This is a genomic window from Serratia sp. ASV30, from assembly GCF_016428815.1.
In the GTDB taxonomy this organism is placed as follows: Bacteria; Pseudomonadota; Gammaproteobacteria; order Enterobacterales; family Enterobacteriaceae; genus Chania; species Chania fonticola_C.
In genome coordinates, this window is record NZ_JAELTL010000009.1 from 57,586 (window position 1) to 79,970 (window position 22,385).

Here is a 22,385-nt window from a genome sequence, read left to right on the forward strand (position 1 = left end):
AACGGGGTTGAAGAGCAAGCCTCAATAGTAGTTAGAAAGTTGTTTTTTGCCAGAATACATTTGTTAGCGGGTACGGCGGCGAGCAAACGGATTCTTGCGCTTTTTCTCTTTCTTGGTGGCCTCTGCCGCAGATTTTAACGCCGCCTTATGGGCTTTGTCCGCTTCCGGCACCTCGCGCTGTTCGATCGGGAACACCGGTAGCGCTGCCAACAAACGTGAACCGTAGCTCTTGGTCAACAGGCGGCGGTCATAAATCACAATTTCACCGTGACACTCGTTGCTACGGATCAGACGACCTACCTGTTGGATCAGGTTAAACGACGCGCTTGGCAAACTCTGCACCTCAAACGGGTAACGATTGAGGGATTTAAGCCATTCGCCCTCGGTGAGGATCACCGGGCTGTCGATCGGCGGGAAGGCAATCTTGTGGATATGCACCTGGGTCAGCAGTTCACCTTTCAGATCCAAGCCTTCGGCAAATGACTGTAACCCAACCAACACGCTGGCAGTGCCCTTCTCTACCCGCTTACGGTGCTCTTCCACCAGCCGGTAACGCGGCTGATCGCCTTGCACCAGCAACATCAGACGCAGATCGGTGACATAGCTGAGGAAGGTCTGCATCGCACGGTGGCTGCTGAACAGGATCAGCATCCCTTTATGCTGACCGCTAGCCTGCTCGCCACGGAAAAAGCGCGCCATCTCTTCCAGATGCTCGGCCTCGTTGGCCATCGCCGGTTCAAAACGCATCTTGGGAATGACGATTTTACCCTGTTCGACGTGATTAAACGGCGAAGACAGCGTTTCGAAGCGATCGCCCGCCTTTTCGCTCAGCCCGCTCATCTCTTGCAGCCGTGAAAAGCTATTCAATGAACGTAACGTTGCCGAGGTGATCACCACGTGCGGCACCTTGCGCCACAGCAGTTTTTCCAACTGATCGCTGACGCGGATGCCCACGCAATGCAGGTAAAGATGGGTAACGTTATCGCGTAGCTCACGCGCAATCCATTTGGAGATCGGCGCATTGGAGGATTTGTCCATCGCCGCCAGCCGCCACAGCTTGCTCATCGCCTCCAGATAGCCCAGCGTGCGGCTCATCTGGATGATGGAACGGTGCAACCGTACAATATCGTGCTTGCCGGTCTGCTCTGTGAGATCGTTAAGAATAAATTCGGCCAGGCCGCGCAGGCCGTCCGTCAGTTTGAACAGACGCGCGCAGATCTCGACCATCTCCGCAGGCAGTTCGCCCATTTCGAAGCGATATTCGGCGTTGCCGCTGTCTGGCGGCAGATAGGCGTTAGCCTGGTGCTCAAAAATCTGGATCAGCTCACGCAATTCTTCACAGTGGTTTTTTAGCCGTTCGCTATTGGCCAACCCCGGCGGGTTCTTTGGCCGGTACTGCGTCATGCACTGTTCTACCTGGCGCACGATCATATCGAGCTGGAGGTTGGTTGACAGCGCGGTGATCTCACCGTCAATCTCCAGCGCATCTCGTGCCACTTCAGGTAGATGATGGCCTTCGTCCAGCACCAGCAGCAGCTCTTTCGGGTTCGGCAATACCGACTCGGTTTCCAGCGCCGCCATCACCAACGCATGGTTGGCTACCACCACATCGGCGGTTTCAATTTCTTTGCGGGCGATATAGAACGGGCATTCACGAATATAGTGGCAGTTGCGCCCCAGGCAGTTGGCCTTGTCGGTACTCAGCTTGCCCCATAAGGGGTCATCAATCGATAGCTGGTAGTGATCGCGCAGGCCATCCCATTCATGGCGCGCCAGGGCTTTCGCCAGCTTTTGGCACAGCGCCTGCTCTTCACCGCTGGACGGCGCTAGCTCGTCTTCGTCCAGGTACAGCATCAGATCGCCCTGCTCGACCACGTCGGTGCTCATCGCCGCCAGATTGCGCGGACAAACATAGCGCCCACGGCCAAACGCACCGGTGAATTTCAGATCGGGAATGATCTTTTTCAACAGCGGTAAATCTTTGCTGTAGATCTGATCCTGCAGCGCCACGTTGGCGGTACTGACCACCAGCGGTTTGCTTTCGGCACGGCCAACGGCAATACCCGGTATCAGGTACGAGAGCGTTTTACCCACGCCGGTGGGCGCTTCGATCGCCAGATGGCGAGGGTAATCTCCGGCCAGGGTCTTCGCCACTTCGGCAATCATCTGCCGCTGAGGGGCACGCGAAATAAAATCCGGTATTTGCTGCTGCAGGGCTTTGTACCACTGGCCGATCTGATCTTTAACTGCGGGGGAAAGCGCCATTCAACTCTTATCTATACGAAATGATGGCGCTATTGTCCCACAGACCGCCCGCGGCGTCAGCCCGAGTTACGGTTGGCTTGCCAACATTGCGAAACACACCGCAATGCAAGCCCGCTCTTGCTTGCTACGGTGTCATCATAGCGATCGGCATCGCATCCTTCAGGCTGGTTAACCCATTTTGGCTTGTGCATTACCGTTGCCCCATAACACCAAAATAAACACGATTAATGTGTGTCTCTATTTTTCATAGAAAAAGACCGTAGCCAGAATGATACTCCCCTGCTCTTCCTCTATTTTCATGCCTAAAGTTATTATCGTGATCGACTATTCATACGTCTCATTGTACTTGTGCTATTGTCCTATCATCGCATGAGGAGTGAATAATGGATCTGACTAATCTTTTTCGTGACGTGCAGTTAAGCAAAACAGAAGTTACCGTACTCCAATACATTCAAACCAATCCGGAGTTATGTCTTAGTCAGGGCATCCGCAACGTGGCTGAACAATGTTACAGCAATCCGTCATCACTGGTACGGCTGGCGAAAAAATTGAAATTCAGCGGTTGGCTAGAGTTGGTTTACTTTATTAAATTTAATATTACCATGCCTAAGCTGGATGTTACCAATGACATCGACTTTATGAATATTCAACCACCAGAACGACTTGAGCCTTTATTACACCGCTTGCAAAATGAGCGAATACTGATCCATGGCAGTGGTTTTTCACAGCTGATTGCGCAATATATTTATAATAAATTCCTGGTAATTGGCGTCAATGCCAGCCTGGCTTTGTGGCCAGACTATGAAATTCTTGAACAAAAAAATGCTGCCAAGTTTGATTCGATCTGGATCATCTCCAAATCTGGCCGTAGCTCCTCTGCACTGAGTTGGTTAAATGCGCTGAAAGACAAGGATACCGAACTTATCTGCTTCACCGGAGATTACCAAAGTCCATTGGCCCAAGCAGCCAATACTGCTTTCATCATTCATGATCCACAAAAATATGACGATGATATTTACTGGTCTAATCCTTTTTTCGGTTACTGTATTCTTGGCTTTGAGCACCTGCTTAAACTCTGGTTCCACCAAAAACAAATCCCGTAATAAGATTGATGACGACACTGCTGAATGGGTGCTGCATATCTCACCCTCTACACTACGGGCCGGTTGTGATGTCTCGGCGATCTGAATAGTCAAGGCGGGCAGTTTTCACCCGCCATAACCAGAGTTATTGCCAAGAAGTAAACTGCGGTCCGCTGAGATAAGCGGTGACCAGCTTATCGGCCAGTGACCATGAACCGACCAATGGATGCGCCATTAATGCCCGTACGGCAAGGGATCTGTCCTGCTTCAGAATGGCCTCAACGGCAAGGCGCTCATACTCTTTCACACAGGAAATCATATTCTTTTGCGCGGTGGGAACATGGATCGGTGTCACCGGCTTCAGCCCCTCTTTGCTCAAGTCACAGCTGATTTCAATCACGTCGTCGTCACGTAAAAAATCAAGCGTGCCATTATTGGTCAGCGATACGACGATCCGCTTGGTGGCATCGCTATTAACTGCCTCAAGAATATCCAGCGCCACACCGGCATAGCCACCACTGTCTGGTTGTTCAATAAACTGCTGGAGGGTTAATGGTTCCCTGGTGTTGAATTTTTCCTGCTGTGACTCATTTTGCATATAGCTGTTTTCACGGCGCAAATAGTGCTTCATCCAGATATCAAACGCCTGAACCGGCCTGGCTTTAACATCAATAGACTGGAGTTCCTCGCGCATTTCCCAGTTGATATGGGCAATTTGCTCACCACGTGTCTCTCCCGACGCCTGAATAGCTTGCAGAGCCTCTTCTTTATAGTAGTAATAATAGAGATATTCGTTCAGCAATTGCTTATCGCACAGGCGCACCAGCTCCGGTGAGAAATACTGCATTGCCGTTTTGCTGTACAGTTCCGGCTTGTTGATCAGGATATCGGTGACGTCTTTGCCCTGCACGGTAAAGTGAGTGAACCATGAAAAATGGTTTAACCCATAACATTCCACCTGCAAATCGCTCTCTGCGCACCCCAGAATTGCCGGTAGCTCGCGGATCAACTCCGAGGGTGCATCGCAAATACCATACACGCGGCGTTTAAACCCAGATTTGATTATCGCTTCGGTCACCAGCCCTGACGGATTGGTAAAGTTGAAGAGGATCGCGTCGCTGGCAGCGTGCTCTTCAATTAACCGACAATAGTCAAGAATGGCGGGTATGGAACGCATCGCCATGGCAAACCCGCCTGCACCGGTGGTTTCCTGGCCCAGCGTATTATGGTCTAGCGCGATACGCTCATCACGAATACGGCTCCCATCACCGCCAACGCGTAGCGTGGTGATCACATAGTTAGCCCCCTGCAAAGCGGTTTTTGGTTCGGTCGATAGGCTAAAATCGATATCCGGACGGATGGTTTTAAAAATATAGCTGGCGATCTGGCCAAATAACGCCAAGTTTTCTTCTGAATTATCTAAAAAAACCACCTCTTTTAGTCCGATACGATGCGCATTATACGCCAATGATTTAGCAAGAAATGCCGAACGAACGCCACCACCACCCAAAACTGTCAATTTCATATAAACTCCCAATTAATTATCAGCCAGCCAGGTATCTACTTTTGATCGTACCTGCCCAACCTTGACACCATAAATAACCTGTATTTCATTTCGATTTCGTACCACCGCATTGGCTCCGGTGGATTTCAAGACATTATCATCAACCAGAGTGATGTCATGAATAACCACCCGAAGCCGGGTAAAACAGTTTTCTACTGAAACAATATTATCCTTGCCACCCAACCCGTTAATAATATCGCCAGTTTGCTGTTCAGACGACGGTTTGTTTTTCTGTGTTTTTTCCTGGTAGTCTTTTTTGCTGTATAGCTTTACGTCATCATCATCTTCACGCCCTGGGGTTTTAAGATTTAATTTCACCACGATGGTACGGAAAACTACGTAATAAACAAAGAACTGACCAATGCCAATCAAGATATATATTGGCCAACGGGTTAACGATGCCGGTAAAGGCAGGTTATAAATAACGAATTCGATTAAACCAGAAGCCCCCCAGGGGCGTACGCTAAACATATCGCACAGTGCCTGTGAGGCGGCTGTCAACGTTGCATGGACCACCCATAATAATGGGGAGATAAACAGAAAGGTGAACTCAATGGGTTCAGTGATCCCGGTGAGAATAGAGGTGATAATCGCTGGCAACAGGATGGCTTTCGCCATTAATTTTTTCTCCGGCTTGGCGGTATGATAAAAGGCCAGCGCTGCACCGGACAAACCGAAGATCGTTGTCATACCTTGCTGCGAGAAGCGCAACCCCTCGTTCATCATCGGGGTTAGATCAGGGTGACGCATGTAAGCTAAAAAGATGGCTTGGGTACCGGATACCGTTTGCCCATCGACGGTTATCGTGCCGCCAATTTGCGTGAGCTGGAATGGCGACCAGACGAAATGGTGCAGACCGGTAGGGATCAGGAATTTTTCAAAGAATCCGTAAACAAATACCCCGGCAACCCCGGCATTTTTCATAAAACCGGTCAGGGTAGTAATGCCATGCGTCATAAATGGCCAGATCCAGGTAAAAGCGATGGCATAGACGATAACGACCGGAGTCATAACGATCAACGTCAGTTTTGCACCACCGTACATCGATAATGCACCGGGTAATTCGATTTGCGTAACCTTGTTATGAACCCATGCAATGGTACAACCCAAAATAATACCGAGGAATACCCCCATATCGACCACAACAAAGCCCAGCAACTGCGTTTGCCCGGTGCCGTAATACTCGCCATTGATTTTTTCTGCTACGCCGTGGGTGAACTCCAGCCAAGAGTGGTTAGCACCGAGAAACATGATAAAACACATGACGGAAACCAATGCGACTTCGGTTTTTTTATCTTTTGCCAAGCCATAGCTTATACCGACACAGAATAGTAACCCTAAATTACCAAATAGTGGCCAGAAGGTATCCCCCAGTAACACACCAAGGTGATGAAGAAAGCTGGTATCAGAAAAAATATTGGGATTGGTAAGCACTGAGCTTAATGCCAGAATTAAACCTATTACTGGCAAAAATAATACAGCGCCAATCATCGCTCTAGAGAACTTTTGCATATTCTCTAGAGTACGTTGCCGTAGTCCAGACATAGTCGTTCCTTTAGTGATAGGGTGTTTTATAATTATATCGAACTGACTTCCAGTACATTCGTTATAACAAGTGCGTCTGACAATTGGAACCTGTTGCAGCAAATAGGTACAGATAGCCACAAAATGAACACCTGTTTCATCGGGGCCGGGAGTCCGACGGGGTATACCAGGGAGAGGTGCGTGCCGTTAGAGAACCCATGCCAGTAGCCTGTACTACAGATGAAGACCATGCGACATGCCGCATACCCGGCTATGGTAGCGAGGGGACAGAAAACAGAAAAACGCCTATCTTGCGTTAATTTTCGTCATTCGATACAGATTTGAATGTTCTGTCATAAATACATCACACAACTGCGGTAAAAAATCTGCGCTGCGCTAACTCTGGCAGCAAAGTAAAACAGTGATACAACTGATGATAAGCGTCTTTCAATCGAATCGTATACCCGTCATCTTTCAAACTGCCGCGTTGTTACCGGCACTATCTCACCCCGGTTACTTACTATAAGTAAGCTCCTGGAGATGAAGATAGTTTGGCGCCTAGCCGCAGCTTGAAATCTATAGGGTATATTTAATAAGGGAACACCATGAAACCTAATCTTCTTGCCGTTATTGCGGCACTTTTCATTGCCCAGACCGCACAGGCAGCAGAGATCTACAATAAAGACGGCAACAAGCTTGATTTCTATGGTCGGGTAAAAGCACTGCACTATTTCTCTGACGATACTAGCAATGATGGCGATAAAACCTACGTGCGTATCGGCTTTAAAGGGGCTACCCAGATTAACGATATGCTGACCGGCTACGGCCAGTGGGAATATCAGATCGCCGCCAACCACAGCGAAGCGGATGGCACTAAAGACACCAAAACGCGTCTGGGTTTTGCTGGCCTGAAAGTGAAAAACTTTGGTTCATTCGACTATGGCCGTAACTACGGCGTTATCTACGACGTTGGCGCCTGGACGGATATGCTGCCGGAATTCGGCGATGATACCTATATAAAAACCGACAACTTTATGACCGGGCGTGCCAACGGCGTGGCTACCTACCGTAACAACGACTTCTTTGGCCTGGTCGACGGCCTGAAGTTTGCGTTGCAGTACCAGGGCAAGAACGAAAACGATGGCCGTGCTGGCAGCAAAGCTAACGGCGACGGCTTCGGTCTGTCTTCCAGCTACGAAATCATCGATGGCGTCAGCGTTACGGCCGCCTATGCCTCTTCTAACCGGACTACCGGCCAAAAACAGAGCAGCTATGGCAAGGGCGATAAAGCCGACGTGTGGGCAACCGGCCTGAAATACGACGCCAACAGCGTGTATCTGGCAGCCACCTATGCCGAAACCCATAACCTGACACCAATTTCCGGCACCGCGACCATTAATAATGCCTCTACCTCCGTAAGCGGGTTTGCCAATAAAACTCAGAACGTGGAAGTGGTTGCGCAATATCAGTTCGACTTTGGCCTACGCCCGTCACTGGCTTATGTCCAGTCTAAGGCTAAAGACATTGAAAATATTGGTGACACCGACCTGGTGAAATATATTGACGTGGGCACCTACTATTACTTCAACAAAAACATGTCCACCTATGTGGATTATAAAATCAACCAGCTCGACGACAACAACAAACTGGGTCTGAAAACCGACAACGTGGTTGCCGTAGCCCTGACCTACCAATTCTGATTTACGCTGTGACACATAACCACTACTGCAATTTATAGCTACGGCTATTTCTGAAGTGACTTCACCGGGCGAATTCGCCCGGTTTTTTCATCACGATCCTTGCGCTCGAACAACTCAAAAAACCCGGTAAAAACAGCTTAATACTTGCCTGATTGACCGATCGCAGCTAAATATAAAGGCCCCATCGCTGCCTTTGGAACCGTCATGCTTATCGATAGCCAGTTCGAGTTTCACACCGCCTTGCCCTACAGCAGCATGCAGTTGGCGCAAATACTCAGCCACTGCTTTGAGAACTATATTGTTCCCTTTGTGATCGACGGTGAAACCTTTAGCAGCCGCTTTGCCGCCGAAGACCTCAGCCTGAATCACAGCATTATCGTCACTCACCAGCAGCACCCGGTGGCGCTGGCCCTGATCGCACGCCGGGGCCAACATAGCCGTGTAGCGGCCTTATCTATCCGCCCGGAAATGCGTGGCAGAGGGCTAGGCAGGACGTTAATGCAGCGCATTATTGCGGATGCCCATACGCGAGGCGATCGCCAGCTTTCGCTGGAGGTGATCGCCGGTAATCAAGCAGCCCTGGCGCTGTATCAACAGGCGGGCTTAGCCATCACCCGCACGCTATTGGGATTTCACGCCCCGTTGGCAACCCCGGAACCCTCGGCAGCCTTGCAACAGATCGACCCGTTGGCACTTGCCCAGCGGATGACCGCCGACGGCCAATATGGCTTGCCGTGGTTGATCGCTCCAGAATCGCTGTACAAGCTGCCCGGCACCCCGTGCGCCTTCACTCTGGACCAGCAGGCTTTTGCTTTGGTGATACCGGGCGCACAGCAGTGTCATCTGCGCATGATTTATGTGCCGCCAGCGCTTCGCGGCCAAGGCCAGGCGCGCCGTCTGTTGCAAGCGCTGCAAGCACAGTTTGCCCCACTGGCGCTGTCGGCCAACGTGTTTGTTCCGGACGATGTCGCGCCCTTCTTCCAGCACCTTGGTTGGCGTGAAGATCCGTTGCGTCAGTTTGAAATGACAATGGCGATGTGACGCTCTCCCCCTGAATAATTCAGGGGGAATATTGTGGGTCGCGGGTTACAGCAGTGTGCGTAGCAGAATAAACATCAGCATACTCAACACCACGACCGCCAGCGTATTGCGCAGGAAAACGGCCAGAACAATAGCGAACACGGCTCCCCATAGATAAGGGTTTTCGGGCAGTGCGCGCCACTCATCCCCGTTAAAGGCGATGATTGGTCCGCAGATGGCGGTCAGTACTGCAGGTACCGAGAAGCTCAACAAGGTCCTCATCCGTTGCGATAAGCGCACCGGCAGGCCCGGTGCCAGGAAACAGTAGCGGTTGAAGAAGACGATCACGCCCATCAACACAATGGTCAGCCAGATCATTCTTTCCCCCTGCTGCACAGCAGTCCAACCAGCATCGCCACCACGGTGGTAATAATCAAAGCGCCCGGCACCTGATAATGGTGCAAACCAATCGACAGCACCAATGATGTCAACACGCATGCCAGCACCGGCAGGTTGCGTACCAACGGCACAATGATGGCGATAAAAGTCGCGGCGATCGAGAAATCAAGCCCGTAGCTATCCAGATCAATGCTGCTGGCCGCCACTACGCCGAGCAAGGTGGCAAAGAACCAGCTCAAATAAAACGCCAGCCCTGCTCCCAGTGCATACCAACGGTTAAAGCGCGCCGGACCATGATCCCCCGTCAGGGCAAACAGCTCATCGGTCAGCAAAAACGCCAGCGCGACACGCCACCTCAGCGGTAGCGGAGCAATACATTCCCGCAGGCGCAGGCCGTAGAGGAAGTGCTGGGCGGTGACAAAAAAGGTGGAGATCAGGATCGCCAGCATACCCGCACCGGTCTTGATCATCCCCATCGCCACCAGTTGGGAGGCCCCGGCAAAAACAATCGCCGACATCCCCAGCCCCTCTGCCGCCGTCAGGCCACTCTGGATCGCCATTGACCCTGCCAGGATCCCCCAGGGCAATACCGCCAGGCACAGCGGCAGGATCGCCACCGCACCTTGCAGGGCCGGGCGAAGGCGCAACGTTGGCGGCTCCGTGAGTGTTGATTGGTAAGTCATTATTTTCTCCTTCGAACGAAGGAGTAGAATAGCGCAGGAAAGAGGGCGAGTATTGTATCCGCTTGCGTATTTATCTCAACGATTTGACGTAGTCACCGGGCGTCACTCCGATGGACTTGCGGAAATGACGGTGGAAATGGCTCTGATCGTGAAAACCGCAGGCCAGTGCCGTCTCCAACACGCCATTGCCCGCCTTTAACAGCTGGCGCCCTTTACGTAAACGCGCCTGGATCTGATAGGCATGGGGCGGCAAACCGGTCGTCTGTTGAAACTGACGCAGCAAATAATAAGGACTTAACCCGGCTTTCTCTGCCAATTCCAGCAGGGAGATATTGGCCTCGGGGAAATCATCCAGGAAGGCTTTGATCCGCGCTATCTGGCTTTGTGCCTTACTTTGCGTGGCAGGCTCTATGCGGCTTTTGCCGTGGCGCAGCATTAACCAGGTCAGCGCCGAAAACACCAATGTCTCTTTCACCAGGCGATTTTCGTTACTGCGCATCATGCCGAAGGCTAACCGCAATTGCCCGGCTAGCCCGGCATCCTGTACCACTGGATTTGGGAAGTAGGGCGTGGCCCCGGCGACGGTTTTCAGGTCGCGCGATAAGAACGCCAACAGCTCCGGTTTGGGGTACATGGCCTGATAGGACCAACCGTCTTCGCTGGCAGAGCTGCCGGTATGGATATCATCGGCGTTGACCAGGATCACACTGCCCAACGGCGCGACATGCTCGCCGCCAGTGCGGTAAAAACGCTGGGCACCCTCGTCAATCACGCCAACGCAGAACCCCTCGTGACTGTGGCGGGAGAAGGTCTGGCGGCGATAGGTGGCCTGCAACACTTCCAGCCCGCCGAGATCGTCGACGTGCATGAAATTAGCCTGTTCCTGACGCCCTTTCCTGCTCACGCTCTCTGCCATACCTACCTTCCACGCGGATCGAAACTCATTCTAGCACTCGGTGAGATCGGGCGTTTGTACAAAATTGCCCATATCCCCTCAGCTAAATAGCTTTACGTAATGGTGTGACAGGTAGGAAGCATGTAAGAACACCGACACGCCGTGGAACCGTTCATACGCATCCATGCGCTCAACGGTCCTCTAACCTGCCCGCTCCCCACCTGTTGCACACTTGAATGAGTATTAAACGGCTAAATGATAAAATTAAAATATTTATTTTAGGCCATTCAGTTAAATTTACGATTAATATTAACAACCTTATCGGTAGCCTAATAGCCTCTGAGATTACCCACGGGAATTAAAAACATATTACATTTTAAACTTACGATAATCATTACAAATAAAAATACCACGCTTATTTTTTAAAAAAACCATTGATATACGATTACGAATGAGTTAATAATGAATTGCATTTAAAGCAACACACTTTAAAAAACCTCATAAAAGGAGTTTCCTATGGAACTTATTGAATTATCGTTATTAGGTTATGTGTCTGGTGGCCGTGGTAATAATGGGGGCGATCGCACAGATAACGGCGGCAGAAACAACAAAGGCAAAGGGAATAATAGTTCCGGGAATAACTCTGGCGGTTTCTATGACAAGTATGGCAATGCCGACTGTATCAATGGCATGTTGGCCAACACGGGGAAAGGCGTTATTGGTGGACCTGCGGGTATGGCTGCTGGCCTGGCTTATGGCGCTGCGACCGGCGGCTGTTTCAAAGATAGTGGACGAGGAGGTGGGAATGTCGGCACGGGCCCTGGCGGAAATAAAAGTTCAGGCAGCTGCAGTGGTAAAAATGGCAGCGGCGGTTGTAGCTGGTAAGAAAAAAGCATGAATAAACTCTATTGGATCGTCTCTGTCGTCATCGGGCTGATTTTATCCTCAATTTTTTTGTCCGGCGCCGGAATTGAAGCTAATCATTTCTACTCGGCCCCAGAGAGAATATCCAAATTTGTCGTCTCAATGGTTTTTTCAATTTACTTTATCATGGTACTCCATAAAGTTATTTGTGCCATCTTTAAAAAAGCCAAATCCTAAAACCCTCCATCCATCGGCAACCGTATGGATGGAGATTAAACCCAATAACGGCGATGCATACTGTACCACTTAAGCCAGAAGCCGTTGCCAAGGAAAACATGAAAAAACCCTATTGGACGCTTTCAGTCATCATCGGCTTGGTTTTGTCTTCATTTTTTACGGCCGGTGCCGGGATCGGCGCTAACTCTCTCTACTCTGCACCCTCGGGAATATCCAAGCTTATCGTCTCGGTATTTTTTTCAATTGCCGTGATCATCGTTATACATAAGTTTCTTTGCGCCATCTTGAAAAAACCGCCATCCATGGATGGCGGCTGATTTATTTAGTTCGCCCACCGTTTCGTTATCAGGAAGTCGATGTGCTCGGAGAATGGCCAGACTCCTCGGCTGGCTGGCTAATGGCCGCACTGCGCCAGGCACTGTAGATCGCCAATAGCGGGGCCAAGGCGAACAGCAGGAACAGCCAATGGGCAGCGGAGGCCGCGCCCTCGATGCCACCCGGCGTGGTAAATCCGGCCAGGTTGGTGACCATCCCCGCCAACGCTGCGCCAAACGCCGTGGCGAAAAGTTGCACCGTGGTAATGGAAGCCCCGGCGATATCTTTATCGGCCTGAGGAGACACCTGCAAAATGCGCGTCAGCAAGTGTGGCCAACCAAAACCGATCCCGAAACCGACCAACGTCAAAGCCAGCACGATCGGCGCCAGTGCCTGCCAGTGGCCATTAGAGGGAATAGGCATCAGTACCGCCAACCCCAGCAAACCAAGCAGCACCAAAATCGGCCCGCTGATGATCGCCAAACGGATCCCTACCCCACGCCAACCGGAGCTGAGGATTTCCGACAGGGTCCAACCGGCCGCCATAGTGGCCGCAATATAGCCGGAAATCAGCGGTGACTGACCATGCAGAGTTTGCAGGAAGTAAGGCACAAAGATCTCGCTGGTCATGCCGATCACCAACAGGGTTACCGTAGCGTACAGCGAAGCCAGCGCCGAACCACGACGCAGTGCCTGATGTGGCAGCAGGCGGGCGCGTGAATGTCCCTCGCGCCGGATTAACCCAATCAACAACAGCAACGCCAGCACGATGCCGCCCACGTTTAGCCAACCGCTATCTGCCAGGCTGCCAGCCGACACCACCAATACTGCTCCAGCCAGCAGCAGCAACTGTATCAGCGGTAACGGCGTTGGCCGCTGCTGTGGTTTACCTTTGGGCAGGATACGGAACGTAAAGGCGGCGTACAGCACCATGATCGGCAACAGAATACCGAACGCCCAGCGCCAGGCGTTCAACTCGCCAAAAATCCCGCCGACGGCAGGCCCCACCAACGTAGCAATCCCCCACATTGCTGAGATCAACGCCATGGCGCGTGGCCAAAGTTTCTGTTCAAACACCAGGTTAATCATCGCGTACGACAGTGCAAAGATCAGGCCACCACCAAACCCCTGTACCGTACGACCAATCAGCATCACCGGCATGGAAGGGGCCAGCGCACACAGCATCGCGCCCACGATGAAGAACAGCGACGCCACCAGATAGGCGCTACGAGCCCCGTAGCCACTCAGCAAACGAGCCGACAACGCCGAGCCTAATATCGAGGCCACCACAAACAGGGTGGTGTTCCAGGCATAGAGATCCAACCCACCGATGTCCTGCACCACCGAAGGCAAAATGGTGGTCGCTACCAGAATATTGATCGCATGCAAAGCGACGCCGAGCGACAGTGCGATGGCACTGGCGGCATTTTTGCCGGAAAAGAGATCGCTCCAACGGCTGTTATCATCGGTTATCACGGTTATCGTCCTGTTTTCAGAGGAATGGCATTGAGTTGATCTTGCTATTAGGCTAAATTTAACAAGCAATATCTTGGAATAATTAAGGGCGAGGCGCTGTAATATGTCAAGAATTAACTTGGAAAATGGCGAATGCACCGCACATTCGGTCAGTGACCGCTTGCTGAAGCTGTTGAAAACCCACGGTCCGCAGCAAGCCTCAGAAGCAGGAAAAGTACTCGGCACCACCGGTGAAGCGGCTCGTCAGCAATTCGTCAAGCTGGCAAAAGAAGGTCTGGTAGAAGCCAAAGCTGAAACACGCGGCGTTGGCCGCCCGGTACAGCTCTGGCAGTTGACCGCCGCAGGTAACGCCCATTTCCCCGACGCCCATGCCGAATTAACTGCCCAACTGTTGCGCACGGTACGTGACAAACTGGGTGAGCAGGCGATGGACCTGCTGATCGACAGCCGAGAGCAGGAGACCCGAATTAATTACCAAAAGGCGATGATCGGTGCAACCGATCTGCGTGAACGCGTCGCTCGTCTGGCGGCCATCCGTTGCCGTGAAGGGTATATGGCCGAGTGGAGCGAAGGGAAAGACGGCAAGTTTCTGCTGGTGGAAAATCACTGTCCCATTTGCAGCGCAGCGACGGTTTGCCAAGGATTTTGCCGCGCCGAGCTGAACGTATTTACCGAGGTGCTGCAAGCCAAGGTTGAGCGCAGCGAACATATTCTTACCGGTGCCCGCCGCTGCGCCTACGAGATCTCCCAATCATAATCTCTTGATTTAGGCCAGGTACTGGCGGCCTCCCCCAGTACCACGACACCACTCAACGGGCAAAAAAGCATTGCTTATCGGCCATGCCTTAAGGTTTACTGAGTGTCCTAACGATTTTTCACCCTACCGAATAATAACCCATGCTGAGCCAACAAAATCGTCATCTCCTGCCGTTAATCGGGGCGCTGTTTACGTTATATATTGTCTGGGGATCGACCTACTTCGCCATCCGAGTGGGGGTGGCAAGCTGGCCTCCCTTGATGATGGCGGGCATTCGTTTTCTGATTGCCGGTATCATCCTGTTCGTTTTCCTGTTGCTGCGGGGCCATGCCCTGCCCACCTTGAAACAGTGGGTCGCCGCTGGCACCATTGGCATTCTGTTGCTGGCCGTGGGTAACGGTCTGGTCACGGTAGCCGAGCATCAGGATGTGCCTTCCGGCATTGCCGCGGTGATGGTCGCTACGGTTCCGCTGTTCACCCTATGCTTCAGCATGTTTTGGGGGATCCGCAATACCAAACTGGAATGGACAGGCATCGCCCTTGGCCTGGTGGGCATTGTGTTGCTTAATACCGGCAATAACCTGGTAGGTAACCCGACAGGCGCGCTATTGATCCTGTTGGCCTCCGCCAGTTGGGCCTTTGGTTCGGTACTCGGCTCACGTATTTCGCTCCCTGCCGGGCCGATGGCCGGTGCCGCAGAAATGCTGGTGGCCGGCGTGGTGCTGACCATCGCCAGCCAATTGAGTGGTGAGCATTTGGATAAAATGCCCACCTTCAGCGGCTTTATGGCGCTCGGTTATCTGATTGTTTTCGGCTCGATGCTGGCGATCAGCGCCTATATGTTCCTGCTGAAAAACGTACGCCCGGCGGTAGCGACCAGCTATGCCTACGTCAATCCGGTGGTGGCGGTACTGCTCGGCGTCGGTTTTGCTGGCGAATCCCTGGGCCCGCGCGAGTGGCTGGCGTTGGTGATTATCGTCTCGGCGGTGGTGTTGGTGACGCTGGGTAAATATCTGTTTGCCCGCCCGGCCAAGGTGCAACCCGCCGTAAAGTAAGGCATTTGTACCACACAAGGAAAGGGAAGCAGGCATTCTTCCCTTAGCCTGTCTGCTGGGGAATAAAAAACTGGTGTCACTATGTCACCAGCCCGGCCGTCAATGTGAGTGGTGAATTTGTGCCAAATCGTTTTCCGAAAGACCGGTCAACTTCATCACCATGGCACGTTCAAAGCCTTCAGCCAGCATAGAACTCGCTATTTCCAACACGGTTTCCCGCCCTTTTTCCATGCCTTGCTTTATGCCTTGCTTTATCCCTTTCTCGAAACCTTTTTGCTCAAGATATTCTGCAATAGTCATCAATTCCTCCTCATGCCGCGGCGCGCGTCTGGCCAACTCACGGAGCAACGTCTCCGGTTCGGTTGCCTTCCCCACCAACAGCATATAGTTCACCAATGATATGAGTTGCTCTTTGGTAGTGTATCCGGCCAACAACAATGTGACCAGTTGTTCTAACAGCTCAACCAGGTCACGCTGGCGTACATGCTTTTGCAACAACTCAAGAATGGCCATGCGGCGGTGCTGCATGATTTCATCGTCCGGAATGACGGTAACGTCAACCAACGGAAAATGCCCCGCATAGAGCTGCCTGGCTAGTTCAGGCTCACTGAATTCCTCTAACCAACTCATTGAGTAGGGATAAGGCGCCACCTGGCCGTGATAAAAGAGCACAGGAATAACCAGAGGAAGCTGGTCGTGTCCTGCCTCAAGGTGGCGTTGCATTGCCGCAATGGCATAGCGTATTAAACGAAATGCCATATGTTTGTCGGGCGAGCTTTGATGTTCGATCAAAACGTACACATAACCATCCCCTCTCTCGGTTCGCAACGAGTAAAGTACGTCAGAGTAATGGGCACGCAGGTCGCTCTCGATAAAACTACCGGGTTCCAGCTTTAGCGTGTTCAGATCGCAATACTGCAGTAAGGCAGGCGGCACATGTAATTCCAGGAAATCACGGGCCGTGTCTGGATGGGTGAGGAACTGCTTAAATACCGCATCATGCGGGGTGGAGGTGGCTTTTTTCATGTCGGTCATCCTTGGACTTAACATAAAAAAACCTACCATAGGCTGTCATCGGCGCACATTATGAACGAATGGGTTCTGAATCCGCCTCGCAAAACCTTTGAACATCAGTTGCGAACCCGATCCCGCCCAAAAAGACGAGAGGATCGGTGCAGCCCGCATACCCCCAATTAAACGAGTGTTGTTTCACCCGGTGAAGGGGCTATAATTCCCGCTGTTCTGGACAACCTGCGAAATCATCATTATGCGGAAAAAAGCGTTCCTCATCGTCATCGCCTTATGCGCCTTCGGCTCTCTGAGCGGCGTCTTTCTGGCCGGGCTGAATATGTACACCCGTTCCACCACGCCACAGGAAGAGACCACAACCACCATCGATGCCGCAGCCGATAGCGCCCCAACGGCCACTATCCAAGCGAAATAACCTGCTTTATAACGCCGTAACGCCAGCGTTGGCCGCCAGCCTTTCAAGCTCGGCCACTCGCTGATAAGCGGCACGCGGCACCAGACTAAAATCGCCGATCAGCAGGCTTTCACTGGCCGTATGGTTGACCATGGCACTGGCCGCAGTGCGCAGGATTGCCAATTGTGAGTCTGGGGTTCCGGCCGCCGTGATCAACGGCAAGCCCGGTACCGCTGCGGTACGGCCAATAATCTTCAGCCCAGCAACGGCTTGTGGCCGTGCCCGTTTCAATAGGGCAAAACTGATACAGTCAATGGCCGCAATATCCGCCTGCCCCTCCAGGATCATCTCCAGTGATTGATAGTGGCTGCCAGAGGCGATCGCCTGGCGGAAAAAACGTCCTTCTCGCGCCAACGGGGCAATCAAGGCTCGCAGGCTGTTATACCCCGACTGTGAATCCCGGCTGTTATACGCCACCACGCGATCGCGAAAATCTTCCAGACGCTCAGCCGATTCATCCTCACGCACTACCAGCCAACTGCTGTAGTTCGCTCCGCTGCAACCTTCCACGCGGTAATGGTAAGTGCCCACCAGCTGTACCTGTGGTAGCACTGTCACCAATGGATAACCGCAGGTTTGGCTTAGTAGCAGATCCGGCCGCTGCCAGTGTTGCGGCAAATCCTGCGGCCAACTCAGCGTCTGGGGAACCTCCGCCATACCCAGTTGCCGCAGCTTATCGCGTAGCGCCTGCCAGAACGGTTCCACCTGTTGGTGGCTAACGCCGTACATCGGTAAAGAGACTATCGCCATGGAAGTTACCCCGCAGAAGATGAGACAGTCAGCCGTTGCTGACGCCAGGCGGTGAGGTAGCTTACCCAGCGTTCGAACAGCATGTCGGTAATGATCGCCAACAACGCCACTACCACCGCTCCCTGGATCACATACGCAGTATTGAAGCCGCTCAGGCCAATAATGATCGGCGTTCCCAGCGTTTTGGTGCCCACCGTCGAGGCTATCGCCGCCGTGCCGATATTGATAATCACCGAAGTACGGATCCCCGCGACGATCACCGGGGCCGCCAGCGGCAACTCAACGCGCCACAAAACTTGCCAGCGGTTCATCCCAACCCCTTGAGCTACTTCACGTGTCCCCGCCGGAACCGACTCTATCCCGGTCAAGGTGCCTTGCAGGATCGGTAATAACCCATACAGCACCAGCGCAATAATCGCTGGCTGCTCACTAAAGCCCATTACCGGTACCGCCACCGCCAATACCGCGACCGGTGGAAAAGTCTGCCCAACGGCAACCACGGTCTCCACCAATGAGCGAAACTCCCGCCCGGCACCGCGCGTCACCGCAATGCCAGCGGTTACGCCAATCATTACCGCAATCAGGCTCGATACGGCTACTAGCGATAAATGCGCAACAACCAGCGAGAAGAAGCTGTCCTGCTGATACACCGGCCTATCCAACTGTGGGAACCAAGCAGCAAACAGGCCGTGCAGATGGTTCATGCCGAAGACCAACGCCACTAGCAGAGTAAATGTCCACGGCAGCGGATCGCGCCACCAGCGCGTGATATTCATGATAGCGCCTTGTGTGTAATCAAATCGCTGAAATGCAAAACGCCAAGCGCTTGCCCCTGTTCGTCAACCACCGGCAAACGTTCGCTGCCTCGGGCAACAAACACCGACAGCGCCTCACGCAGACTCATCATGGCCTGAATGGGTTCCCCTTCCGCCTCGCCTGGCCGCACCCTTTCGGCTACCGTGCCCAACGCCAACAGTTTGATCCCCCGATCGCTGCGGCCAAAGAAGTCACGCACAAAATCATTCACCGGGTTGGTCAACAGCTCCAGCGGAGTACCCTGCTGCACCACTCGCCCCTGATCGAGCAGCACGATCCGATCGGCCAGCCCCAGCGCCTCATCGATATCGTGTGTCACCAGAACGATGGTGCGGCCAGAAAGTTGATGAATGCGGGCAATCTCAGCCTGCAACGAGGCCCGGGTCACCGGATCGAGCGCACCAAAGGGTTCGTCCATCAGCAACACCTCAGGATCGGCGGCCAGCGCCCGTGCCACCCCAACCCGCTGTTGCTGTCCACCGGAAAGCTGATGCGGATAGCGGCGGCGGAACTGTTCCGGCTCCAGTTGCAGCAGCTCCATCAACTCAGTCACCCGATCGCGGATCCGTGCCCGTGGCCACTTCAGCAACTGCGGCACCGTGGCGATATTCTCTTCTACCGTCCAATGGGGAAACAGGCCGATCGACTGGATGGCGTAGCCCATTCGGCGGCGCAAATCCTGCGGCTTGAACTTATGGATCTCCTCACCGGCAAACCTGATCTTGCCTTTATCATGCTCGATCAGGCGGTTGATCATCTTCAACGTGGTGGACTTACCAGAACCGGAAGTGCCGATCAGCACGGTAAACTCCCCTTCCGCCATGCTCAACGAGAGATCGTCCACTGCCGGTTTCCCCTGAAAAATCTTGCTTACCCGGTCAAAGTTAATCATCTGGCAGTCACTTCCAACATTGAAATTATGAATTTAAACAGCGAATCGACAATCACTGCCATGGCGATCACCGGGATCACTCCGAGCAACACCAGATCCAGCGCGCTGCTGAGTAATCCTTGAAACACGATTGCGCCAAAACCCCCGGCACCGATCAGCGCGGCCACCACCGCCATTCCCACGGTTTGCACCGCCAGGATCCGCACGCCGGTCAGGAACAGTGGCAATGCCAGTGGCAGCTGTACGCCAAGGAATATCTGCCCGCGCGTCATTCCCATGCCGCTGGCGGACTCAATCACGCTGGCAGGCACGCTTTGCAAACCGGCGACCACGCTGCGCACCAATGGCAACAGAGCATAGAGCACCAATGCCACAATCGCCGGGGCCATGCCGATACCGCTGATGCCCAAGTTCGCCAGCCAAGGTAGCGCCGCCGCCAGCCCGGCCAACGGGGCAATCAACAGACCAAACAGCGCAATGGAAGGGATGGTCTGGATGATATTCAGCGTAGAGAAGATCGGGGCCTGCCAGCGGGTTGAACGAAAACACAGCACGCCCAACGGCACGCCAATCAGCAGAGCCGGTATCATGGTAGCCAGCAAGAGGGTCAAGTGCTGTAGTAACGCAGCGTCAAATACCTCTTGCCGGTTGTGGTACTCCTTCAGCAGGGAAAGCTGGTCCAGCTGATGGGTAAACAACAGCAGCACGGCAGGTAGCAGCACCAAGACGTTACCCAGAATGCGCCACAGGTGCGAGGGGGTGATCCGCGCCATGGCATCTGCAGCGATCAGGCCGCTCAATGCTGCCATTAGCGCACAGCCGCTGCTCCAGGAAGTGCGTGCCAACGGCGAGCCCTGCAATGCCAGTTGCTGCGCGGTATAGCCGCTTAACCAAAAGGTCATCGCCAATAGAACAGCGGCAACGCAGGCGGTCAGCCGCGCCCGATTGCGCGTGGGGGTCAACAGGCTGAGCACGGCCAACGCCAGTAATGGCAATAGCAGCCACAACGCTGGGCCATGTAACAGTGAAATCAGAGAGATACTCTTGCCAGACAGCAGGCGATTAGGGGCATAGCTGAGGAACGGCAGGCCAAAGGCCGCAAGCAGCAGCAAAATAAACAAGGTCAGTAATACGCGGTTTTTCAAGACAATAATCAAAATCACTCCCAGGGTCTAATCAGCCAGTTAAGCGCAGAATGCATAGCTACGCGTAAGCTGACGTCCCCTCACCCTAACCCTCTCCCACAGGGAGAGGGGACCGAACGTGCCACAAATGGGCTCCTGCACCTAACCTCAATGCCGCATCCGTTCCATCTCCTGCGGGGAGGGGATTAAACGTTCTAAAGATTGAATCCTGCCCTTAATGGCTGCTCCGTACCAGCTCCCTCTCCCTGTGGAAGAGGGGACTGAACGTGCCACAAGTTGGCTCCTGCACATAACCTCAATGCCGCATCCGTTCCATCTCCTGCGGGGAGGGGATTAAACGTTCTAAAGATTGAATCCTGCTCCGTATCAGTTCCCAAAGGAAGAGAGGATTACTCATGCCACAGATTGAATCCTGCCCTTAATGGCTGCTCCGTATCCGCTCCCTCTCCCTGTGGGAGAGGGTTGGGGTGAGGGGCAATATCAGATTCAGTCGTCGAATCAAGGTTACTTAATCAACCCTTTCTGTTTCAGATAATTGATCGCAACCTGTTTGGCATCCTGGCCTTCTACGGCAATCTGCGCATTCAGCTGCTGCAAGGTTGGGCCGTCGAGCGTAGCGAATACCGGCTTGAGCAGTTCGGCGATATTGGCGTGCTGCTGCAGCGTTGCTTCACGAATAATCGGAGCCGGGGCATAGATCGGCTGTACGCCCTGTGGGTCTTCCAACGTTTGCAGCCCCAGCGCAGCTACCGGGCCATCGGTTCCATACGCCATCGCCGCATTCACCCCAGAGGTTTGTTCCGCCGCTGCCTTGATGGTCACCGCCGTATCGCCGCCAGCCAGTGACAGCAACTGATCCTGATTAAGCTTGAAGCCATAAGCATTCTGGAAGGCCGGTAGCGCGTCCGGGCGTTCGATAAACTCCGCCGATGCCGCCAGTTTGAACTTACCGCCGTCGTTGATCCACTTGGCCAGGTCTGCCAGGGTTTTCAGATGGTTGGCCTGCGCCACGTCCTGGCGAACGGCGATCGTCCAGGTGTTGTTTGCCGGAGCGGCATCCAGCCAGACGATTTTGTTCTGGTCATAGTCGAGCTTTTTCACCTTCTCGAACCCGGCCTGAGCGTTTTTCCACGCCGGATCTTTTTCATCGGAGAAGAAGAAGGCACCGTTACCGGTGTATTCCGGGTAGATATCAATCTCGCCGGAGGTGATCGCACCACGCAGTACCTTGGTGGTGCCTAGCTGCAGTTTGTTGGTGGTTTTGATGCCGTTGGCTTCCAGCACCTGCACAATGATGTTGCCAAGCAACGAACCTTCGGTATCAATTTTAGAACCCACGCGTACCGTATCGGCCGCCTGTGCAACACCGCTGGCTCCCGCCAGAACGGTCAAAGCCAATGCCAAAAAACGTGCGCGTAATGGGGTAATAGCCATGCTTTATCCTCTTTGATGATGCCTTCCGG

At 53.1% G+C, this 22,385-nt stretch carries 21 protein-coding genes; 8 read left to right on the plus strand and 13 right to left on the minus strand.

What is annotated here, in order from left to right; genetic code table 11:
• Positions 1 to 63 precede the first annotated feature (63 nt).
• A complete protein-coding gene (gene dinG, locus JHD74_RS05790; RefSeq protein WP_024527491.1) occupies positions 64 to 2,265 on the minus strand; it encodes an ATP-dependent DNA helicase DinG in 2,202 nt (733 codons plus the stop codon).
• A 383-nt stretch (positions 2,266 to 2,648) separates the two neighbouring features.
• On the opposite strand from dinG, the gene JHD74_RS05795 reads away from it, so the two are divergent.
• Positions 2,649 to 3,368 carry a MurR/RpiR family transcriptional regulator gene (locus tag JHD74_RS05795; RefSeq protein ID WP_199062018.1) on the plus strand — a complete coding sequence of 240 codons (720 nt, stop codon included), beginning with the start codon at positions 2,649 to 2,651 and terminating at the stop codon, positions 3,366 to 3,368.
• A 124-nt stretch (positions 3,369 to 3,492) separates the two neighbouring features.
• On the opposite strand, the gene JHD74_RS05800 is transcribed toward JHD74_RS05795, so the two are convergent.
• Together JHD74_RS05800 and JHD74_RS05805 are read right to left on the minus strand one after the other, a co-directional pair.
• Positions 3,493 to 4,872, minus strand: coding sequence for a glycoside hydrolase (locus tag JHD74_RS05800; protein ID WP_074028032.1), 1,380 nt, complete (start codon positions 4,870 to 4,872; stop codon positions 3,493 to 3,495).
• A 12-nt stretch (positions 4,873 to 4,884) separates the two neighbouring features.
• Positions 4,885 to 6,456, minus strand: coding sequence for a PTS transporter subunit EIIC (locus JHD74_RS05805; RefSeq protein ID WP_199062020.1), 1,572 nt, complete (start codon positions 6,454 to 6,456; stop codon positions 4,885 to 4,887).
• 584 nt (positions 6,457 to 7,040) lie between these two features.
• On the opposite strand from JHD74_RS05805, the gene ompC reads away from it, so the two are divergent.
• Together ompC and JHD74_RS05815 are read left to right on the plus strand one after the other, a co-directional pair.
• Positions 7,041 to 8,135 carry a porin OmpC gene (gene ompC / locus JHD74_RS05810; RefSeq protein WP_074028030.1) on the plus strand — a complete coding sequence of 365 codons (1,095 nt, stop codon included), beginning with the start codon at positions 7,041 to 7,043 and terminating at the stop codon, positions 8,133 to 8,135.
• 204 nt (positions 8,136 to 8,339) lie between these two features.
• On the plus strand, positions 8,340 to 9,176 hold the full coding sequence (locus tag JHD74_RS05815) for a GNAT family N-acetyltransferase (protein WP_024527486.1): 837 nt from the start codon (positions 8,340 to 8,342) through the stop codon (positions 9,174 to 9,176).
• 45 nt (positions 9,177 to 9,221) lie between these two features.
• Here the strand turns inward: JHD74_RS05815 and JHD74_RS05820 are convergent, their stop codons facing one another.
• The 3 genes from JHD74_RS05820 to JHD74_RS05830 form a co-directional block, all read right to left on the minus strand.
• Positions 9,222 to 9,533, minus strand: a complete 312-nt coding sequence (locus JHD74_RS05820; RefSeq protein ID WP_021805142.1) for an AzlD domain-containing protein — start codon at positions 9,531 to 9,533, stop codon at positions 9,222 to 9,224.
• Complete coding sequence (locus tag JHD74_RS05825; protein ID WP_074028029.1) at positions 9,530 to 10,237, minus strand: AzlC family ABC transporter permease; 708 nt, start codon at positions 10,235 to 10,237, stop codon at positions 9,530 to 9,532. Before JHD74_RS05825 ends, JHD74_RS05820 begins: the two co-directional genes overlap by 4 nt.
• Positions 10,238 to 10,307: 70 nt before the next feature.
• Complete coding sequence (locus tag JHD74_RS05830) at positions 10,308 to 11,153, minus strand: AraC family transcriptional regulator (protein ID WP_074028028.1); 846 nt, start codon at positions 11,151 to 11,153, stop codon at positions 10,308 to 10,310.
• A 495-nt stretch (positions 11,154 to 11,648) separates the two neighbouring features.
• Between JHD74_RS05830 and JHD74_RS05835 the strand changes: the two genes are divergently transcribed.
• Together JHD74_RS05835 and JHD74_RS05840 are read left to right on the plus strand one after the other, a co-directional pair.
• Positions 11,649 to 12,017, plus strand: coding sequence for a hypothetical protein (locus JHD74_RS05835; RefSeq protein ID WP_199062022.1), 369 nt, complete (start codon positions 11,649 to 11,651; stop codon positions 12,015 to 12,017).
• Between the two features lie 314 nt (positions 12,018 to 12,331).
• Positions 12,332 to 12,550 carry a hypothetical protein gene (locus JHD74_RS05840; protein ID WP_152529893.1) on the plus strand — a complete coding sequence of 73 codons (219 nt, stop codon included), beginning with the start codon at positions 12,332 to 12,334 and terminating at the stop codon, positions 12,548 to 12,550.
• Between the two features lie 28 nt (positions 12,551 to 12,578).
• Here the strand turns inward: JHD74_RS05840 and JHD74_RS05845 are convergent, their stop codons facing one another.
• Positions 12,579 to 14,024 carry an MFS transporter gene (locus JHD74_RS05845; protein ID WP_199062025.1) on the minus strand — a complete coding sequence of 482 codons (1,446 nt, stop codon included), beginning with the start codon at positions 14,022 to 14,024 and terminating at the stop codon, positions 12,579 to 12,581.
• A gap of 103 nt (positions 14,025 to 14,127) precedes the next feature.
• Between JHD74_RS05845 and JHD74_RS05850 the strand changes: the two genes are divergently transcribed.
• Positions 14,128 to 14,781, plus strand: a complete 654-nt coding sequence (locus JHD74_RS05850) for a metalloregulator ArsR/SmtB family transcription factor (protein WP_024527479.1) — start codon at positions 14,128 to 14,130, stop codon at positions 14,779 to 14,781.
• A gap of 140 nt (positions 14,782 to 14,921) precedes the next feature.
• A complete protein-coding gene (yedA, locus tag JHD74_RS05855; RefSeq protein ID WP_024527478.1) occupies positions 14,922 to 15,836 on the plus strand; it encodes a drug/metabolite exporter YedA in 915 nt (304 codons plus the stop codon).
• Between the two features lie 99 nt (positions 15,837 to 15,935).
• Here yedA and JHD74_RS05860 read toward each other — a convergent pair whose 3' ends face one another.
• Positions 15,936 to 16,871: an Rpn family recombination-promoting nuclease/putative transposase gene (locus JHD74_RS05860; protein WP_037434423.1), complete on the minus strand. Its 936-nt coding sequence runs from the start codon at positions 16,869 to 16,871 to the stop codon at positions 15,936 to 15,938.
• 232 nt (positions 16,872 to 17,103) lie between these two features.
• Here JHD74_RS05860 and JHD74_RS05865 point away from each other — a divergent pair, with 232 nt between their 5' ends.
• Positions 17,104 to 17,280, plus strand: a complete 177-nt coding sequence (locus tag JHD74_RS05865) for a hypothetical protein (protein WP_178380874.1) — start codon at positions 17,104 to 17,106, stop codon at positions 17,278 to 17,280.
• A 6-nt stretch (positions 17,281 to 17,286) separates the two neighbouring features.
• On the opposite strand, the gene JHD74_RS05870 is transcribed toward JHD74_RS05865, so the two are convergent.
• The 5 genes from JHD74_RS05870 to JHD74_RS05890 all read right to left on the minus strand — a co-directional run bounded on the left by JHD74_RS05870 (position 17,287) and on the right by JHD74_RS05890 (position 22,356).
• Positions 17,287 to 18,069 (minus strand): phosphate/phosphite/phosphonate ABC transporter substrate-binding protein, encoded by a 783-nt coding sequence (locus JHD74_RS05870; protein WP_074028025.1) that lies wholly within the window; start codon positions 18,067 to 18,069, stop codon positions 17,287 to 17,289.
• A 5-nt stretch (positions 18,070 to 18,074) separates the two neighbouring features.
• On the minus strand, positions 18,075 to 18,845 hold the full coding sequence (locus tag JHD74_RS05875; RefSeq protein WP_024527475.1) for an ABC transporter permease: 771 nt from the start codon (positions 18,843 to 18,845) through the stop codon (positions 18,075 to 18,077).
• A complete protein-coding gene (locus JHD74_RS05880; RefSeq protein ID WP_074028024.1) occupies positions 18,842 to 19,777 on the minus strand; it encodes an ABC transporter ATP-binding protein in 936 nt (311 codons plus the stop codon). The genes JHD74_RS05875 and JHD74_RS05880 overlap by 4 nt, the downstream gene beginning before the upstream one ends.
• Positions 19,774 to 20,928, minus strand: a complete 1,155-nt coding sequence (locus JHD74_RS05885) for an ABC transporter permease (RefSeq protein WP_199062076.1) — start codon at positions 20,926 to 20,928, stop codon at positions 19,774 to 19,776. The genes JHD74_RS05880 and JHD74_RS05885 overlap by 4 nt, the downstream gene beginning before the upstream one ends.
• A 498-nt stretch (positions 20,929 to 21,426) precedes the next feature.
• Entirely contained in the window at positions 21,427 to 22,356 is a 930-nt protein-coding gene (locus JHD74_RS05890) for an ABC transporter substrate-binding protein (protein ID WP_074028022.1), read from the minus strand.
• Positions 22,357 to 22,385: the final 29 nt, after the last annotated feature.

Excerpts from the sequence above, each read along its gene's own strand:
- JHD74_RS05825 (WP_074028029.1), bottom strand. The coding sequence starts at position 10,237 with ATGACTTACCAATCAACACTCACGGAGCCGCCAACGTTGCGCCTTCGC.
- JHD74_RS05890 (WP_074028022.1), bottom strand. The coding sequence starts at position 22,356 with ATGGCTATTACCCCATTACGCGCACGTTTTTTGGCATTGGCTTTGACC.
- JHD74_RS05805 (WP_199062020.1), bottom strand. The coding sequence starts at position 6,456 with ATGTCTGGACTACGGCAACGTACTCTAGAGAATATGCAAAAGTTCTCT.
- JHD74_RS05800 (WP_074028032.1), bottom strand. The coding sequence starts at position 4,872 with ATGAAATTGACAGTTTTGGGTGGTGGTGGCGTTCGTTCGGCATTTCTT.
- JHD74_RS05835 (WP_199062022.1), top strand. The coding sequence starts at position 11,649 with ATGGAACTTATTGAATTATCGTTATTAGGTTATGTGTCTGGTGGCCGT.
- JHD74_RS05820 (WP_021805142.1), bottom strand. The coding sequence starts at position 9,533 with ATGATCTGGCTGACCATTGTGTTGATGGGCGTGATCGTCTTCTTCAAC.
- JHD74_RS05870 (WP_074028025.1), bottom strand. The coding sequence starts at position 18,069 with ATGGCGATAGTCTCTTTACCGATGTACGGCGTTAGCCACCAACAGGTG.
- JHD74_RS05840 (WP_152529893.1), top strand. The coding sequence starts at position 12,332 with ATGAAAAAACCCTATTGGACGCTTTCAGTCATCATCGGCTTGGTTTTG.
- JHD74_RS05850 (WP_024527479.1), top strand. The coding sequence starts at position 14,128 with ATGTCAAGAATTAACTTGGAAAATGGCGAATGCACCGCACATTCGGTC.
- dinG (WP_024527491.1), bottom strand. The coding sequence starts at position 2,265 with ATGGCGCTTTCCCCCGCAGTTAAAGATCAGATCGGCCAGTGGTACAAA.
- JHD74_RS05815 (WP_024527486.1), top strand. The coding sequence starts at position 8,340 with ATGCTTATCGATAGCCAGTTCGAGTTTCACACCGCCTTGCCCTACAGC.
- JHD74_RS05795 (WP_199062018.1), top strand. The coding sequence starts at position 2,649 with ATGGATCTGACTAATCTTTTTCGTGACGTGCAGTTAAGCAAAACAGAA.
- JHD74_RS05865 (WP_178380874.1), top strand. The coding sequence starts at position 17,104 with ATGCGGAAAAAAGCGTTCCTCATCGTCATCGCCTTATGCGCCTTCGGC.
- JHD74_RS05880 (WP_074028024.1), bottom strand. The coding sequence starts at position 19,777 with ATGATTAACTTTGACCGGGTAAGCAAGATTTTTCAGGGGAAACCGGCA.
- JHD74_RS05830 (WP_074028028.1), bottom strand. The coding sequence starts at position 11,153 with ATGGCAGAGAGCGTGAGCAGGAAAGGGCGTCAGGAACAGGCTAATTTC.
- JHD74_RS05860 (WP_037434423.1), bottom strand. The coding sequence starts at position 16,871 with ATGACCGACATGAAAAAAGCCACCTCCACCCCGCATGATGCGGTATTT.
- ompC (WP_074028030.1), top strand. The coding sequence starts at position 7,041 with ATGAAACCTAATCTTCTTGCCGTTATTGCGGCACTTTTCATTGCCCAG.
- JHD74_RS05875 (WP_024527475.1), bottom strand. The coding sequence starts at position 18,845 with ATGAATATCACGCGCTGGTGGCGCGATCCGCTGCCGTGGACATTTACT.
- yedA (WP_024527478.1), top strand. The coding sequence starts at position 14,922 with ATGCTGAGCCAACAAAATCGTCATCTCCTGCCGTTAATCGGGGCGCTG.